This is a genomic window from Pseudomonas sp. 22515 (assembly GCF_052044625.1).
Classification (GTDB): domain Bacteria; phylum Pseudomonadota; class Gammaproteobacteria; order Pseudomonadales; family Pseudomonadaceae; genus Aquipseudomonas; species Aquipseudomonas alloputida.
The window spans coordinates 1-16,048 of sequence record NZ_JBQENN010000002.1 but is presented as its reverse complement, the minus strand read 5'-3'; the positions used below and the strand labels follow the sequence as shown (position 1 = coordinate 16,048).

The window sequence follows — 16,048 nt, the reverse complement described above, 5'->3', positions numbered from 1 at the left end:
AGTAGACCAGGCGGCCGCCAAGACGGTTCAGCCACGGCGGGCAAACCGCTATGCTTGAGGCACTTCCACCGTGCCTGGAGCCTTCCCCATGAGCAGCCCACTGGTCATCCACCCCCGAGCCGAGACGGTCGAGGGCCAGCCGATCCTGCGCCCGCTGCCATCAGCCCAGTGCCGCAGCGTCGGCCCGTTCGTGTTCTTCGACCACATGCTCGAAACAGACTATGCCCCGGGGCATGGCATGGACATCCGCCAGCACCCGCATATCGGCCTGTCCACCCTGACCTACCTGTTCGAAGGCGCAATCCTGCACAAGGACAGCCTCGGCTCGGCGCAGCGGGTGCTGCCTGGTGATGTCAGCTGGATGACCGCAGGCAGCGGCGTCGCCCATGTCGAGCGCACCCCGGAAGATGCCCTGGCCCATGGTTCGCGCCTGCATGGGCTGCAGGTATGGCTGGCGTCGCCACGCGCGTTTGAGCAAGGCCCGGCAAGTTACAGCCATCACCCCGCCGAGAGCCTGCCCGTCAGTGACAGCCTGGGTGTACGTATCTGCATGATTGCGGGCAGCGGGTTCTGCCTGGCGTCACCGGTGCCGGTGCTGTCCCCTACCCTTTATGCGCATGTCCGGATGCAACCGGCGACCACCTTGCTGGTACCGACCGAGCATGTGCAGCGGGCGCTGTACGTGCTCGATGGTGAGTTGATGATGAACGATGAAGACGTGGAGCCGTGCACCCTGGTGGTGTTGCCGCAGGGCGAAGAGGTGACATTGTATGCCGAGGGTGAATGCCAACTGGTACTGATTGGCGGCGCACCGCTGGATGGGCCGCGTCGGATGAACTGGAACTTCGTCGCCAGCGACCCGGAGCTGATCGAGCGGGCCCGGGCCAGGTGGGCTGCGGGGGATTGGCCGGAGGTGCCGGGGGAACATTCGAGGATCGAGTTGCCTCGGTGATCGGGGCCGCTTTGCGGCCCTTCGCGGGTAAACCCGCTCCTACACCTGATCGGGGGTGGACACAGGTCGGTGATTGGGCGCAGGCCGTCGTGTAGGCGCGGGTTCACCCGCAAAGGGCTGCAAAGCAGCCCCCTGCAATCTCAGCGCTGGAATACTTCACTCAGCAGATTATGCATCGAACGAAACGCTCGCTCGGAAGTGCGCCGGTTATACTGCATCTTGCCCGGCACATTGGCATTCGGGTCGGTAAACGAGTGCACCGCGCCGCCATAACTGAGCAACTGCCAGTCCACCTTGGCCGCGTTCATCTCGTCCTCGAATGCCGGCAACTGCTCCTTAGGCACCAATGGGTCGGAGGCACCGTGCAACACCAGCACCGAGCCCTTGATGTGCTTGGCATCTTCAGGGTCCGGCGTGTCCAGGGTGCCGTGGAACGACACGGCCGCACGCAGGTCGGCGCCGCTACGGGCCAGTTCCAACGCACAGCAGCCACCGAAGCAGAAGCCGAAGGTGGCCACCTTGCCAGGCTCCAGCAACGCCTTCGACTGCCCCAGCAATTGCGCCAAGGCCTCCTGCATGCGCTTGCGCAGTTCGCCACGGTCATTCTTCAGCGGCATCATCGCCACGCCTGCCTCATCGGCATTGGACGGGCGCACCGATTGCCCGTACAGGTCGGCGATCAGCACCACATAGCCCTTCTCGGCCACTTCCTTGGCAATGCGCTCGGCACCTTCACCAATGCCCATCCAGTTCGGCGCCATCACCAGCCCTGGACGGCCCAGCGCACCCGGCTCATAGACCAAACGGCTTTCGTAGGTCTTGCCAGACAGGTGATAAACCAGCGATTCGACGATTACTTTGCTCATCAGGCACTCCTTTGGCACTCGTCATAAAAAAGCCCGCCGAAGCGGGCTTTGCTGTGCATCAACTCAAGCAGACAGCTCGACCAGTAGCTTGTTCAGGCGACGAACGTAAGCCGCCGGGTCCTTCAGGCTGTCACCAGCCGCCAGGGCCGCCTGATCGAACAGGATGTGCGACAGCTCGGCGAAACGGTCTTCGCTCTGCTCGTGGTCCAGCTTCTCGATCAGCGGGTGGCTCGGGTTGAACTCGAAGATCGGCTTGGACTCCGGCACTTTCTGCCCGCTGGCTTCCAGGATCTGGCGCATCTGCAGGCCCAAGTCCTGCTCGCCGATGGCCAGGATCGCCGGCGAGTCGGTCAGGCGGTGCGAGACGCGCACTTCGGCCACGCTGTCACCCAGCGCACCTTTCAGTCGCTCGACCAAACCTTCCTTGTCCTTGGCGACTTCTTCCTGGGCTTTCTTGTCTTCTTCCGAATCCAGCTTGCCCAGGTCCAGGTCACCACGGGCAATATCGACAAAGGCCTTGCCGTCGAACTCGTTGAGGTAGCTCATCAGCCACTCGTCGATGCGGTCAGTGAGCAGCAGCACTTCGATGCCTTTCTTGCGGAAGACTTCCAGGTGCGGGCTGTTCTTGACCTGCGCGTACGACTCGCCGGTGAGGTAATAGATCTTGTCCTGACCTTCCTTGGCGCGGGCCAGGTAGTCGGCCAGGGCGGCGCTCTGCTCGCCGCTGTCGTCCTGGGTGGAAGCAAAGCGCAGCAGGCCGGCGATTTTCTCCTTGTTGGCAAAATCTTCGGCCGGGCCCTCTTTCAGCACCTGACCGAAGTTTTTCCAGAAGCCCTTGTATTGCTCGGGTTCGTTCTTCGCCAGCTTCTCCAGCATGTCCAGCACACGCTTGGTCAGCGCGGTCTTCATCGAATCGATGATCGGGTCTTTCTGCAGGATTTCACGCGACACGTTCAGCGACAGGTCGTTGGAATCGACCACACCCTTGATGAAGCGCAGGTACAGCGGCAGGAACGACTCGGCCTGGTCCATGATGAACACACGCTGCACGTACAGCTTCAGGCCGCGCGGCGCTTCGCGCTGGTACAGGTCGAACGGCGCACGGGCCGGCACGTACAGCAGCGAGTTGTATTCGAGCTTGCCTTCGACCTTGTTGTGGCTCCAGGCCAGCGGGTTTTCGAAGTCATGGCCAATGTGCTTGTAGAACTCCTGGTATTCCTCGTCCTTCACCTCGGTGCGCGAACGGGTCCACAGGGCGCTGGCACGGTTGACGGTTTCCCACTCTTCGGCCGGCTGCTCTTCACCTTCGGCGGCGGCCTGCTCTTTCGGCAGTTGAATCGGCAGAGCGATGTGGTCGGAGTATTTCTTGACCACGTTGCGCAGGCGCCAGCCATCAGCGAACTCCTGCTCGTCCTTCTTCAGGTGCAGGACGATACGGGTACCGCGCTGTGGTTTGTCGATGGTGGCGACTTCGAATTCGCCCTCGCCTTTCGACGACCAGTGCACACCTTCGGCCGCTGGCTGGCCCGCACGGCGGCTGTACACGTCGACCTTGTCGGCAACGATGAACGCGGAGTAGAAGCCCACGCCGAACTGACCGATCAGGTGCGAGTCCTTCTTCTGGTCACCGGTGAGGTTCTTCATGAAGTCGGCAGTGCCGGACTTGGCGATGGTGCCCAGGTGGGCAATGACGTCTTCGCGGCTCATGCCGATGCCGTTGTCCTCGAGGGTCACGGTACCGGCGTCCTTGTCGAAGCTCAGGCGAATCTTCAGGTCAGCATCGCCCTCGAGCAGCTCTGGCTTGGCCAGGGCTTCGAAACGCAGCTTGTCGGCGGCGTCGGAAGCATTGGAAATCAGCTCCCGCAGGAAGATTTCCTTGTTCGAGTACAGCGAGTGAATCATGAGGTGCAGCAGTTGCTTCACCTCGGTCTGGAAGCCCAACGTTTCCTTTTGTGTTTCCACAGTCATGGTCTTCGAAACTCCGATCTGATGGCGGTGGCGCCTGGCGGCCGGTTCGGCCAGCGTTAACGGCGGATGTCATGCAGATGGGGGCTGCCCGGATGATTTCAAGGGCTTTTCCGGTTCGATCTTGAAATGCGCACGGGCCGTGGCAATCGGCGACTGCCTGTCGCCCTGCCAGGCGGTGATGGCCACGTTGGTCACCCGCCGGCCCTGACGCCACAGCTGGCACTGGGCGTAGGTATCGCGAAAATGCCCGGCGCGCAGGTAGTCGATAGAAAAGTCGATGATCTTCGGAATGCTTGCGCTCTCGCTGTAGATCAGCAGGTACAGCGCTGCCGACAGCTCCATGAAGCCGGCGATCACGCCGCCATGAATGGCCGGTAGCAGTGGGTTGCCGATATTGTCCGGGCCTGCCGGCAGGCGGAACAACACATCATCGCCCTGACGCTCGCATTCGATACCGATCAGCCCGGCATAGGGAATCAGCGCCAGCAATGGTCGATAGTCGCCCACCGCATGGGCGGCGTTGAGCTGCTGGCGCACCGCGTGCGGAATCATGCCTTGCCCTCCTTCAGACTGTCGCCGAAACGGATGCCGCCCTTGATGTCATGGCCCAGGCGCATGAACGTGCCCACCACCTGGCAGATGGGCTGGTCGGGGTCGTCCTGGTAGGCGGTGCCACGGGTAAAGATCACGTCGCGGGTAACACGGTAGCACTGGGCGTGGCCGTAGATGTCCTTACCGGCCTCAGCCGGGTGCATGTAGTCGATGCGCAGGTCCAACGTCGGGCACACTTCGAAGCGCGGCAGCACACACAACGTGGCCATGCCACAGGTGGTGTCCATCAGCGTGGTCAGCGCACCGCCGTGCACGGCACCGGTTTGCGGGTTGCCGACAATCGCTGGCGACCATGGCAGGACCAGGGTCATGCCATCACCATCAGCCTGCGCCACGCGCATCTGCAACAGCTGACAATGTTTTAACGCCGAGAGAAAGCGTTCGGCCATTGCCATCAAGGTTGAATCGTTCATCGGCTGTTCCCACCGGCCGCAGGGCAGCGGCATAAATTCGTTAAAAAGTCTATGTAGAACGGGGCGTTATATATCTGTAATCTTCGTGGAACTTATTCCGCGTAGTTGCACTCGAAGGAACAAGTCACTTATTCCACCAAGGAGAAACACCCCCATGCGTAAACCTTTTGCTTTTGCTCTGATGCTGGCCGCTGCCATGGGCCTGGCTGCTTGCGATAAAGCGAGCGAAGACAAAGCCCAGGACGCACAGCAACACGCCGAGCAAGCCCAGGAAAAAATGGGTGAAGCTCAGGATAAGATGAACGAAGCCGCCAAGGAAAACGCCGAAGCTGCCAAAGATCAGGCCGAAGCCGAGCAGAAGGCTGCCGAAGAAGCCGCTCCGGCTACTCCGGCTCCAGCTACGCCGGCAGAACCTGCCAAGCAGTAACTCGCGTCAACAAAAAAACCCGACAACTGTCGGGTTTTTTTGTGTTTGCAAGTTGCAGCTTAAACGTTTAACCCAATAGTTCACTCGCCGCCGGCATTTATCAGCACCCGCCGCGTGCCGCGCAGTAAATTTTGCGGGCGGGTTCTCGTTCAAAGTACAACCCCGCGACGTGTCTCGGAGGAACTTACTTTGGCCGGAACCCTGCATGAAACGTCCCCCCTTGGCCCGCCGGGCCCTGATCACCTTAGTTAGCCTGGCGACATTGCTGGCCGTAAGTGCCTGGCAGATCATGCCACCCCGCCATGATGGCCTGAATACCGTCACTGTCAGCCGGGGTGATATCGAGAGCAGCGTTACCGCCATCGGCACCTTGCAGCCACGCCGTTATGTTGACGTCGGCGCCCAGGCATCCGGGCAGATCCGTGCCATCAGGGTCGAGGTCGGCGACGCGGTGCAAGAAGGCCAGTTGCTGGTCGAGATCGACCCTTCCACGCAACAGGCCAAGCTGGACGCGGGACGCTACTCGGTCGAGAACCTGCAGGCACAGTTGCAAGAGCAACGTGCCCAGCATGAGCTGGCCCGGCAGAAGGCCGAGCGCCAGCAGAGCCTGGCGGCAGGCGGCGCCACGCGCGAAGAGGATGTGCAAACGGCGCGCGCCGAGCTCAAGGCCACCCAGGCGCGCATCGACATGATCCAGGCGCAGATTCGCCAGGCCCAGGCCAGCCTGCGCAGCGACCAGGCCGAACTGGGTTACACCCGCATCTATGCCCCCATGAGTGGCACCGTGGTCGCACTGGATGCCCGCGAGGGGCAGACGCTTAACGCCCAGCAGCAGACCCCGCTGATCCTGCGCATCGCCAAATTGTCACCGATGACAGTCTGGGCGGAAGTGTCGGAAGCGGACATTGGCCACGTCAAACCCGGCATGCACGCCTATTTCACCACCCTCAGCGGTGGCACCCGGCGCTGGAACAGCACTGTACGGCAGATCCTGCCGGTGCCGCCCAAGCCGCTGGAGCACGCCAACCAGGGCAGCGGCAGCCCGGCCAGCAAAAGCAATGGCCGGGTGGTGCTGTATACGGTGTTGCTGGACGTCGATAACGCCGACGGCGCCCTGATGGCAGAAATGACCACCCAGGTGTTCTTCGTCGCTGACCGTGCGCACGATGTGCTGACCGCCCCGATTTCCGCGCTCAACCCGGGCAAGCAGCCCGATCGCAGGCTGGCACAAGTACTGACGAAACACGGCGCCATTGAAAATCGCGAAGTGCGCACCGGCATCAGCGACCGCCTGCGCGTGCAGATTCTCGAAGGGCTGGAAGAAGGTGATCGCCTGCTGATCAGCCCCTTGCTCAGTGCAGGAGGGTAAATGCCAGTCCCACTGATTGAGCTGCGCGATATCCGCAAATGCTATGGCGGCGTCGATACACCGCAAATCGAGGTCTTGCGCGGTATCAACCTGAGCATTCACGCCGGTGAATTCGTCGCCATTGTCGGTACCTCCGGCTCAGGCAAGTCTACGCTGATGAACATCCTCGGCTGCCTGGACCGCCCCTCCAGTGGCGACTACCTGTTCGCAGGTGAACAGGTGGCCAGCCTGGACAGTGACGCACTCGCCTGGCTGCGGCGTGAAGCCTTCGGTTTCGTGTTCCAGGGCTATCACCTGATTGCCTCCGGCACCGCCCAGGAAAATGTCGAAATGCCGGCGATCTATGCCGGCACGCCTGCCGCCGAGCGCCACGCACGCGCCCATGCCCTGCTGACCCGCCTGGGCCTGGCCGAACGTACCGGTAATCGCCCGCACCAGTTGTCCGGCGGCCAGCAACAACGCGTATCGATAGCCCGCGCGCTGATGAACGGTGGCCACATCATTCTGGCAGACGAACCCACCGGCGCCCTCGACAGCCGCAGCGGTACCGAAGTCATGGCCCTGCTCGACGAACTGGCCAGTCAGGGCCATGTGGTGATCCTCATCACCCACGACCGGGAAGTCGCCGCACGGGCCAAGCGCATCATCGAAATCCGCGATGGCCAGATCATCAGCGACCAGGCCCAGCCTGAGCCACTGCCCGCTTCGCACCCTGAGGCCGACGTGCTGCAGGCCGTCGACCTGCGCCAGCGCCTGAACGACGGCAGCGAGCACAACGGTGCCTGGAAAGGCGAACTGCTGGACGCCGTCAAGGCGGCGTGGAGGGTGATGTGGATCAACCGCTTCCGCACCGCACTGACGTTACTGGGCATCATCATCGGCGTGGCGTCGGTGGTGGTCATGCTGGCAGTGGGTGAAGGCAGCAAGCGCCAGGTCATGGCGCAGATGGGCGCCTTCGGCTCCAACATCATCTACCTCAACGGCAAGCCACCCGCCCCCAGGGCGCCGGAAGGCATCATCACCCTGGACGACACCCGCGCCATCGCCACCCTGCCCCAGGTGCGCATGATCATGCCCGTCAATGGCGGCAAGGCCGGTGTACGCTATGGCAACCAGGACCTGAAGCTCTATGTCGGCGGCTCCAACACCTACTTCCCGCAGATATTCAACTGGCCAGTGGCGCAGGGGAGTTTCTTCACCGAGGCCGACGAAGCCGCCGGCGCCGCAGTGGCAGTGATCGGCGAAAAGACCCGGGAAAAACTGTTTGCCGACCGCAACCCGGTGGGCCAGTACATTCTCATCGAGAACGCACCGTTCCAGGTCATCGGGGTGCTGGCCGGCAAGGGCGCCAGCTCTGGCGACCAGGATGCCGACGCCCGAGTGATGGTGCCCTACACCACCGCCAGCGTGCGCCTGTTCGGCAACCAGGCCCCGGAATACGTGGTGATCGCCGCCGCAGATGCGCGCCAGGTGAAGCAGACCGAGCAGGTCATCGACCAGTTGCTGCTGAAACTGCACAACGGCGTAACCGACTTCGAACTGACCAACAATGCGGCCATGATCCAGGCCGAAGCCAGGACGCAGAACGCGCTGTCGCTGATGCTGGGCGCCATTGCCGCCATTTCGCTGCTGGTGGGCGGCATCGGGGTAATGAACATCATGCTGATGACCGTGCGCGAGCGCACACGGGAAATTGGTATCCGCATGGCCACCGGCGCGCGCCAGCGCGACATCCTGCGCCAGTTCCTTACTGAAGCCGTGATGCTGACGATGGTCGGCGGCGTCAGCGGCATCGCCCTGGCATTACTGATCGGCGGCGCCCTGAGCCTGGGCCAGGTCGCCGTCGCCTTCTCGCTGCCCGCCGCCATCGGTGCCTTCGCCTGCGCCGTGGTCACCGGTATCGCGTTCGGCTTCATGCCCGCCCGCAAGGCTGCACGGCTCGACCCGGTGGCCGCCCTTACCAGCGTATGAGTACCCCAACGTTGATCAAACCCTTGCCCCTGCTCGGCGCCTGCCTGCTGCTGAGCGCCTGCGCCACCCCTGCACTGCCGCCGCAACACGGCGTGCCTGCCCCGGCCCGCTGGCAGGCAGCCACGCCCGAGGCGCCACCCCGCAACTTGACCGGCTGGTGGCAGTCGTTCGGCAGCCCGACACTGAACCAGCTGGTGGAGCAAGCCCGCACCGACAGCTTCGAAGTCGGTGCGGCCATGGCCCGGGTTCGCCAGGCGCAGGCCGATGCGGTCATTGCCGGCGGCCCCTTGCTGCCTGAAGTGACCGGGGCAGCCAACGCCAACCGCGAGCGCCTGCAGCACGGCGACGGCTACAGCCAGCTGAATTCCAGCCCGACCCAGCGCACCACTCATTACCTGGATGTGGCCCTGAAGGCCAGCTACGAGGTGGACTTCTGGGGCGGCAACGCGGCAGCGCGCGAAAGTGCCCTGCACAACCTGCAAGCCAGTGAGTTCGACCGCGCGACCGTTGAACTGACCTTGCTCGGCAAGGTTGCCGACAGCTACATGCAGGCGCTGGCCTTCCAGCAGCAGGGGCGGATTGCCGACCTTAACCTGGCCAATGCCGAGCGTGTCCTGCAACTGGTGCAAACCCGCTTCGATGCAGGCTCGGCCACGGCACTGGAATTGGCCCAGCAACAAAGCCTGGTCGCCGCCCAGCAACGGCAACGCCCGCTGTACCAACAACAGGCCCGGGAAGCCCTGATCACCCTGGCGACCCTGGTCGGGCAGCCGGTGCAGGACCTGCAACTGGGCAACACGCGCTTTGAACAGCTCAACTGGCCCTCGATCGATGCGGGCCTGCCCAGCGAACTGATCAGCCGACGGCCGGATATCGCCAATGCCGAGGCCAAGCTGGCGGCGGCTCAGGCCAATGTGCGTGTAGCCCGCGCGGCGATGCTGCCCAAACTCAACCTGACGCTGATCGTCGGCAGCGGCGCCGATCATTTCCCGGACGTCTTGCGCAACCCCTTCACCAGCCTCGCCGCAGGCTTGGTTACCCCGGTGTTCGACAACGGCCGACTGGGCGCCGAGCGCGACAAAGCGGTGGCAGCCCAGGACGAACTCTTGCAGGACTACCGCGGCGCCATCCTGGCCGGTTTCAGCGATGTGGAAAAGGCCCTCAATACCCTGGACGGCATCGACCGGCAACTGCATTGGCAGGCGATCGAACTGCAACAGGCGCGCAAAGCCTTCGACATTGCCGAAAGCCGCTACCAGGCGGGCGCCGAGGACCTGCTGACCGTCCTGCAGACCCAACGCACCCTGTACCAGGCTCAGGACGAGGATGTGCAACTGCGCCTCAAGCGGGTCATGGGCAGCATCGCCCTGTACAAGGCCCTGGGCGGCGGCTGGCAGGTCGCTGGCGCTGAACCGGGTGCCGCACCTGGCGCTTAAACATCGGCAGGTGCGGTTCGTCTTTATCCATGGACAGCACCCGACAAGTCGCACTCGCCCCCTCACAGGAAGCCCTATGAACGCACCCTCTTTCAGTCTGATCCTGGCCGATGGCCGCAAAGCCAGTGCCCAGGATGAAACGCCAGAGAGCGGTAGCCTGCGCCTCGACAGCAGCGCCGCCATCCCCTACCAGGAGGTCGACAACCGCATCGTCTTCGAGCAACTTCCGCCAGCATTTCCGGCCAGCGCGATGCTGGCAGTGCTGGCGACCCGTTTCTGCCACCGCAAACAATGCAACGAGGTGAATGTGCAGGTCCCTGGCGACCGGGAATTTGCCGTGCGTGCGGTACGCGAAGGCATTTTCGATCACTGGCAGGTCGACGACCAAGGCAGGCTTGCCCTGCGCTGTACCCGCCAGACCTTCTGGCAGCAACCCCTGCCATGGCTTCGCGAGCCGGCCAGCGTGCACACGGCCCCGCGTTATTGCTTCAGCGGCGAGAAACGCCACCCGCAACGCCCGCCCAAACCGGCGGGCGAAGTCTATCGACGCCATCTGCCGAAGCTGAACGCCACCTTTTCACTGCGCACCATCGACCCGGTGAAGGACCTTGCAGCCTTCAACCGCTGGATGAACCTGGAGCAAGTCGCGTTCTTCTGGGAGCAGACCGGCACCCCGGAAGAACATGCGCAATACATTCGCGAAATGCTCGACGACCCGCGCGTACACCCGCTGATCGGCTGCTTCGATGACGAACCCTTCGCCTACTTTGAGGTGTACTGGTGCAAGGAAGACCGCATCGCCCCCTACTACGACGTCGCCGATTACGACCGTGGCTGGCATGTGGTGATCGGCGAACCCAAGCACCAGGGCATCGGCAAACTGCGCGGCTGGTTCCGCTCGCTGATGCATTACATGTTCCTCGATGACCCACGCACCCAGCGGATTCTCGGCGAGCCGCGCATCGACCATACGCGCCAGATCGACTTCCTCAAGTCCCAGGGGTTCGGCCACCTGAAGGACATTCAACTGGCCCACAAGAAAGCCGCTCTGCTGCGTCTGGAGCGTGAAGCCTTCTTTGATGACCACGTCCTTTGATCCGCCTGGAGAAGACTTCCCCATGATTCGCAAACCGCTCAGCGCGACCCGCGAGCTTGCCCAGTTGCTCAAGCCGTTCTGGCCCATCGTGCTGGTTTCCATACTGTTGGGCATCCTCGGCGGCTTCAGCGTCACCACGCTGCTGGCCACCATCAACCGCGCCCTCAACAGCGAAGCAGGGCTGACCCACGCCGTGCTGTGGTTGTTTGCCGGCCTCTGCGTGCTGACCTTGCTCAGCAGCATCTTCTCCGACATGGGCACCAATTTCGTTGGCCAGAAGATCATTGCCAAACTGCGCAAGGAGCTGGGCGAAAAAGTGCTTTCGGCGCCCATTGAGCAGATCGAGCGCTATCGCAGCCACCGCCTGATACCGGTGCTGACCCACGATATCGATACCATCAGCGATTTCTCGTTCGCCTTCGCCCCCCTGACCATTTCGCTGACGGTGACGCTGGGCTGCATGGGCTACCTGGCAACATTGTCCGGCCCGCTGTTCCTGCTGATGCTGCTGGCATTGGGCGCCGGCATCACCGCCCAGGTCATCGCCCGCACGCGCGGCATCAAGGGGTTCAATACCGCCCGCGAGGCCGAGGACGACCTGCAGAAGCATTACAACGCCATTGCCCAGGGCGCCAAGGAGCTGCGCATACACCGGCCGCGCCGGTATCGCATGTTCACCCGGCACATCCAGGGGATCAGCGAGCGGATCAGCGCCATCCAGATCAAGGCAGTCAACACCTACATCCTGGCCAAGACGTTCGGCTCGACGCTGTTCTTCATCGTCATCGGCCTGGCCCTGGCCCTGCAGAGCACCTGGACAAGCGTCGATCAGGCGGCAATGACCGGCTTCGTGCTGGTGCTGCTGTACATGAAAGGCCCACTGGACCATCTGGTCAGCGTACTGCCGCTGGTCAGCAAGGCACAGGTGGCATTCCAGCGCATTGCCGAGCTGTCAGAGCAGTTTTCCTCGCCCGAACCGAACCTGCTGCTCGACGGCCAAGGCGCACCGCGCCAGACCATCGACAGCCTGGAACTGCACAATGTGCAGTACGCATTTCCGGCCGTCGAGGGCAGCACGCCGTTTCGCCTGGGCCCGGTGAACCTCACGATCAACCAGGGCGACATCGTGTTCATCGTCGGCGAGAACGGTTGTGGCAAGACCACGCTGATCAAGCTGCTGCTTGGCCTGTATGCGCCGCACAGTGGTGACATCCTGCTGGATGGTCAGCCGGTCTCGGTGCTTGACCGGGATGACTACCGACAACTGTTCACCACCATTTTCGCCGACTACTACCTGTTCGACGACGTGGTCCAGGGTGACCAGCAGATTCCCGACGATGCTACCCAATACCTGCAACGCCTGGAGATCGCGCACAAGGTCAGCGTACGTGACGGCGCCTTCACCACCACCGACCTGTCCACTGGTCAACGCAAGCGCCTGGCCCTGATCAGCGCCTGGCTGGAGCAGCGCCCGGTACTGGTGTTCGACGAGTGGGCAGCTGATCAGGACCCCACCTTCCGCCGCATCTTCTACACAGAGCTGCTGCCGGACCTCAAGCGCCTGGGCAAGACCATCATTGTCATCTCCCACGATGACCGCTACTTCGATATTGCCGACCAGCTGGTACACATGGACAGCGGCAAGGTTCGCACCGCAGCCCAGCCGGCCTGACCGACTGCATCCCTCGCCCCGACCAGGTCGGCTACAACCCTGGCCGGGGCCTGCCCACCCGCCCCGTCACCCACGCGCCCGCCGGTAAATTTGCCGGGCGGCGGCTCGTTTACTGGCCATACACCTCTCCAGAGGACAGCGGCCATTCGCCGGCAAGGCCGGCCCCCATGCTGCTGTCCTTCGCCTCGACTGCCACAGGGACCGCCATGCACGAATCACTGGATGCCGACTCGCTCGCTGAAGACTTGCTGGACGACGCCTTGCTCGCCCTCCTCCAGGATGAGCGGCCTGAACCCGACCGGATAGCACCACGCGAGAGCGCCGGGCCGGCCCCCCTCTCCTTCGCCCAGCAGCGCCTGTGGTACCTGCAGCAGTTCAACCCGCAGAGCGCGGCGTACAACCTGCCACGGGCACTGTCACTGAAGGGTGAACTGCATGGCCAGCACCTGACCATGGCCTTGCAGGCGGTGGTCGACCGCCATGACATCCTGCGCAGCAGGTTCGCCGAGGTCGAGGGCATACCGCAGCAGTTCGTCGAAGCCGACGCACGCCTCGAAATGCCCTGCGAAGACCTGACCGCCATGCCCGCCACGCAACGCCCTCATGCATTGCAGCGGCTCATCGAAGCGGATGCGCTGGCACCGTTCGACCTCGGCAAGGCGCCCCTGATCCGGGCCCGGCTGGTGAAAGTACAAGGTGACGAGCATGTGTTGCTGCTGAACATGCACCACATCGTTTCAGACGCCTGGTCCAATCCAATCCTGCTGCAGGACCTGCTGGGCGCCTATTCGCAGGCAGCCGCCCAGGGAGCCTGCAAGCTGCAACGGCCCGCCATCCAGTATGCCGATTACGCCATCTGGCAACGCCAGGCTTACCTGCAAAGCGATGCGTGCCAAGCGTCTGCCCGCTACTGGCATACCCGGCTGGGTGACGAACTGCAGCCGTTGATGTTGCCGGGTGACCTCGACCCGCGCTGCGCTGGCGTGCCGCCTGAGGGCACCAGTGCCCGCTACCATGGCCTGCAACTGGACGCCGAGGTGTTCCAGGCCCTGCTGCAGCTCAGCCGGCAGCAGGGCGTGCAACCCTTCGTCATCGCCCTGGCCGCCTGGCAGGTGCTGCTGGGCCGCTACAGTGGCCAGCGGAAATTCACCCTCGGCGTGCCCAGCGCCGGGCGCAACCGCAGCGAAACCCAGCAGCTGGTAGGGTTCTTCGTCAGCACCCAGATCTACCGCGCCGAACTCGACCCGCAGCAATCCGTGCAGACCCTGCTGCAAAACCTGCGGGAGCAGTCTATTGCGGCCCTGAGCCACAGCGACTACCCGATGGAGCTGTACCTGGAGACGCTGCAGCACAACGGCCAGGTGCTACCCACCCAGTTGTTCCAGGCCCTGTTCAACTGGCGCGTGGCCGGGACTGCCAGCGGCCCGCTGGCCCTGGGCCCACTGCAGCTGGACTTCCTCGATACCGCCAGCGCCCAGGCCAAATGCCTGATCGGCATCGACCTTGAATACGCAGCCGACGGCCTTGGCTTCAGCCTGGAATACGACTGCAGCCAGTTCAGCCACGGCACCGTGCAACGCATGGCCCGGCACTGGCAGAACCTGCTGCTGGCCATGGCCCGGGGGCCCGAGCAACGGCTGGGCGAGCTCGACATGCTGGGCACGCCGGAGCAGCAGGCCACCTTCGCCCAGTGGAACCCGGCCCCCGCCGAGCACCCGGCCGATCAGGCCCTGCACAGCCGCATCGAAGCCCAGGTGCAGCGCACCCCCGATGCCATCGCCGTCACCTGCGAGGGCCAGGCCCTGAGCTATGCCCAGCTCAACCAGCGTGCCAACGCCCTGGCTCGGCGCCTGGTCGACGACGGGGTCGGGCCTGACGTACTGGTCGGCCTGGCTGCCGAGCGCTCGCTGGACATGGTCGTTGGCATCTTCGCCATCCTCAAGGCTGGCGGTGCCTACGTGCCGCTGGACCCGGCCTACCCGGCCGACCGTTTGGCCTACATGATCGAAGACAGCGGCCTGCAGCGCGTGCTGGCCCAGCCCCAGGTGCTGGCCAGCCTGCCGGTGCCGGCAGGCGTGCGCGTGCTCAGCCTGGAAAGCAGCGATGACAGTACCCAGGCCGACCCGCTGGCCTGCTCGCCGGTCACGGTCAGCCCGGACAACCTCGCCTACGTGATCTACACCTCCGGTTCCACCGGCAAGCCCAAGGGCGTGCTGCTGCCGCAGCGCAACGTGCTGCGCCTGTTCACGGCCACCGACGCCGACTTCCGCTTCGGCAGCGACGACGTGTGGAGCCTGTTCCACTCCTATGCCTTCGACTTCTCGGTGTGGGAAATCTTCGGCGCCCTGCTGTACGGCGGGCGCCTGGTGATCGTGCCGCAGCACACCAGCCGCTCACCCGAGGCCTTCTACCAGTTGCTGGCCGATGAGCAGGTCACGGTGCTGAACCAGACCCCGTCGGCGTTCAAGCAACTGATGGCGGTGGCCACCACGGCTGAGCCGCAGCGGCCACTGGCATTGCGCAGCGTGGTGTTCGGGGGCGAGGCGCTGGACGTCAACAGCCTGGCACCGTGGTTCGAACGCTTCGGCGACCGCCAGCCGCAGCTGGTGAACATGTACGGCATCACCGAAACCACCGTGCATGTCAGCTACCGGCCGCTGTCGCGGGCCGACCTGGGCAAGGCGGCCAGCAGCCCGATGGGCGTGCCGATCCCCGACCTGTCCTGGTATGTGCTCGACGGCGACCTGAACCCGGTAGCCAAAGGCTGCATCGGCGAGCTGTACGTGGGCCGCGCCGGCCTGGCGCGCGGCTACCTCAAGCGCAGCGACCTGAGCGCCACGCGCTTCGTGCCGGACCCGTTCGGTGCCCCTGGCGGGCGCCTGTACCGCACCGGTGACCTGGCGCGCTACCACGCCGACGGGGTGATCGAATACGCCGGGCGCATCGACCACCAGGTGAAGATCCGCGGCTTCCGCATCGAGCTGGGGGAAATCGAAGCCCGCCTGCAGGCCCAGCCGCAGGTGCGCGATGCCCTGGTGCTGGCCCAGGAAGGCGCGACCGGCCAGCAGCTGGTGGCCTACCTGATCCCCGCTGCCGAGGTAGCGCTGGAGCAGCAGGCCGGGCTGCGCGCGCAGCTGCGCGAACAGCTGAAGGAAGCGCTGCCGGACTACATGGTCCCGGCGCACCTGCTGCTGCTCGACCGGTGGCCGCTGACAGCCAACGGCAAGCTCGACCGCAAGGCCTTGCCCAAGGCCGATGCCAGCCTG

Annotated in this window: 12 protein-coding genes; 8 read left to right on the top strand and 4 right to left on the bottom strand. The window is 63.9% G+C overall.

Annotation, left to right across the window (positions count from 1 at the left end; genetic code table 11):
• Nucleotides 1-88 precede the first annotated feature (88 nt).
• Nucleotides 89-952 carry a pirin family protein gene (locus tag ACTJJN_RS02665; protein ID WP_003251514.1) on the top strand — a complete coding sequence of 288 codons (864 nt, stop codon included), beginning with the start codon at nucleotides 89-91 and terminating at the stop codon, nucleotides 950-952.
• A gap of 140 nt (nucleotides 953-1,092) precedes the next feature.
• On the opposite strand, the gene ACTJJN_RS02660 is transcribed toward ACTJJN_RS02665, so the two are convergent.
• From ACTJJN_RS02660 to ACTJJN_RS02645, 4 genes are all read right to left on the bottom strand, one after another.
• Complete coding sequence (locus tag ACTJJN_RS02660) at nucleotides 1,093-1,818, bottom strand: dienelactone hydrolase family protein (protein WP_346641207.1); 726 nt, start codon at nucleotides 1,816-1,818, stop codon at nucleotides 1,093-1,095.
• 63 nt (nucleotides 1,819-1,881) lie between these two features.
• Nucleotides 1,882-3,786: a molecular chaperone HtpG gene (htpG, locus tag ACTJJN_RS02655; protein WP_088512528.1), complete on the bottom strand. Its 1,905-nt coding sequence runs from the start codon at nucleotides 3,784-3,786 to the stop codon at nucleotides 1,882-1,884.
• A 69-nt stretch (nucleotides 3,787-3,855) separates the two neighbouring features.
• Nucleotides 3,856-4,338, bottom strand: coding sequence for a PaaI family thioesterase (locus ACTJJN_RS02650; protein WP_440780903.1), 483 nt, complete (start codon nucleotides 4,336-4,338; stop codon nucleotides 3,856-3,858).
• Nucleotides 4,335-4,811 carry a PaaI family thioesterase gene (locus ACTJJN_RS02645; RefSeq protein ID WP_012051737.1) on the bottom strand — a complete coding sequence of 159 codons (477 nt, stop codon included), beginning with the start codon at nucleotides 4,809-4,811 and terminating at the stop codon, nucleotides 4,335-4,337. The genes ACTJJN_RS02650 and ACTJJN_RS02645 overlap by 4 nt, the downstream gene beginning before the upstream one ends.
• A 154-nt stretch (nucleotides 4,812-4,965) precedes the next feature.
• Between ACTJJN_RS02645 and ACTJJN_RS02640 the strand changes: the two genes are divergently transcribed.
• From ACTJJN_RS02640 to ACTJJN_RS02610, 7 genes are all read left to right on the top strand, one after another.
• Nucleotides 4,966-5,238, top strand: coding sequence for a hypothetical protein (locus ACTJJN_RS02640; protein ID WP_003251523.1), 273 nt, complete (start codon nucleotides 4,966-4,968; stop codon nucleotides 5,236-5,238).
• A 205-nt stretch (nucleotides 5,239-5,443) separates the two neighbouring features.
• Complete coding sequence (locus ACTJJN_RS02635) at nucleotides 5,444-6,607, top strand: efflux RND transporter periplasmic adaptor subunit (protein ID WP_012051736.1); 1,164 nt, start codon at nucleotides 5,444-5,446, stop codon at nucleotides 6,605-6,607.
• Nucleotides 6,608-8,578, top strand: coding sequence for a MacB family efflux pump subunit (locus ACTJJN_RS02630; protein WP_088512530.1), 1,971 nt, complete (start codon nucleotides 6,608-6,610; stop codon nucleotides 8,576-8,578).
• The gene (locus ACTJJN_RS02625) at nucleotides 8,575-10,014 is read left to right on the top strand and encodes an efflux transporter outer membrane subunit (RefSeq protein ID WP_012051734.1); all 1,440 of its coding nucleotides are present in this window, start codon (nucleotides 8,575-8,577) and stop codon (nucleotides 10,012-10,014) included. The genes ACTJJN_RS02630 and ACTJJN_RS02625 overlap by 4 nt, the downstream gene beginning before the upstream one ends.
• Before the next feature lie 76 nt (nucleotides 10,015-10,090).
• Nucleotides 10,091-11,110, top strand: coding sequence for a GNAT family N-acetyltransferase (locus ACTJJN_RS02620; RefSeq protein ID WP_440780901.1), 1,020 nt, complete (start codon nucleotides 10,091-10,093; stop codon nucleotides 11,108-11,110).
• A 22-nt stretch (nucleotides 11,111-11,132) separates the two neighbouring features.
• The gene (locus ACTJJN_RS02615; protein ID WP_041168379.1) at nucleotides 11,133-12,782 is read left to right on the top strand and encodes a cyclic peptide export ABC transporter; all 1,650 of its coding nucleotides are present in this window, start codon (nucleotides 11,133-11,135) and stop codon (nucleotides 12,780-12,782) included.
• 167 nt (nucleotides 12,783-12,949) lie between these two features.
• The coding region (locus tag ACTJJN_RS02610) for an amino acid adenylation domain-containing protein (protein WP_440780899.1) at nucleotides 12,950-16,048 on the top strand (3,099 nt) is incomplete at its 3' end.

Bases quoted from the DNA above. Each gene is read 5' to 3' on its own strand.
- htpG (WP_088512528.1), bottom strand. From the start codon at position 3,786: ATGACTGTGGAAACACAAAAGGAAACGTTGGGCTTCCAGACCGAGGTG.
- ACTJJN_RS02615 (WP_041168379.1), top strand. From the start codon at position 11,133: ATGATTCGCAAACCGCTCAGCGCGACCCGCGAGCTTGCCCAGTTGCTC.
- ACTJJN_RS02650 (WP_440780903.1), bottom strand. From the start codon at position 4,338: ATGATTCCGCACGCGGTGCGCCAGCAGCTCAACGCCGCCCATGCGGTG.
- ACTJJN_RS02645 (WP_012051737.1), bottom strand. From the start codon at position 4,811: ATGAACGATTCAACCTTGATGGCAATGGCCGAACGCTTTCTCTCGGCG.
- ACTJJN_RS02665 (WP_003251514.1), top strand. From the start codon at position 89: ATGAGCAGCCCACTGGTCATCCACCCCCGAGCCGAGACGGTCGAGGGC.
- ACTJJN_RS02635 (WP_012051736.1), top strand. From the start codon at position 5,444: ATGAAACGTCCCCCCTTGGCCCGCCGGGCCCTGATCACCTTAGTTAGC.
- ACTJJN_RS02620 (WP_440780901.1), top strand. From the start codon at position 10,091: ATGAACGCACCCTCTTTCAGTCTGATCCTGGCCGATGGCCGCAAAGCC.
- ACTJJN_RS02660 (WP_346641207.1), bottom strand. From the start codon at position 1,818: ATGAGCAAAGTAATCGTCGAATCGCTGGTTTATCACCTGTCTGGCAAG.
- ACTJJN_RS02640 (WP_003251523.1), top strand. From the start codon at position 4,966: ATGCGTAAACCTTTTGCTTTTGCTCTGATGCTGGCCGCTGCCATGGGC.
- ACTJJN_RS02625 (WP_012051734.1), top strand. From the start codon at position 8,575: ATGAGTACCCCAACGTTGATCAAACCCTTGCCCCTGCTCGGCGCCTGC.
- ACTJJN_RS02630 (WP_088512530.1), top strand. From the start codon at position 6,608: ATGCCAGTCCCACTGATTGAGCTGCGCGATATCCGCAAATGCTATGGC.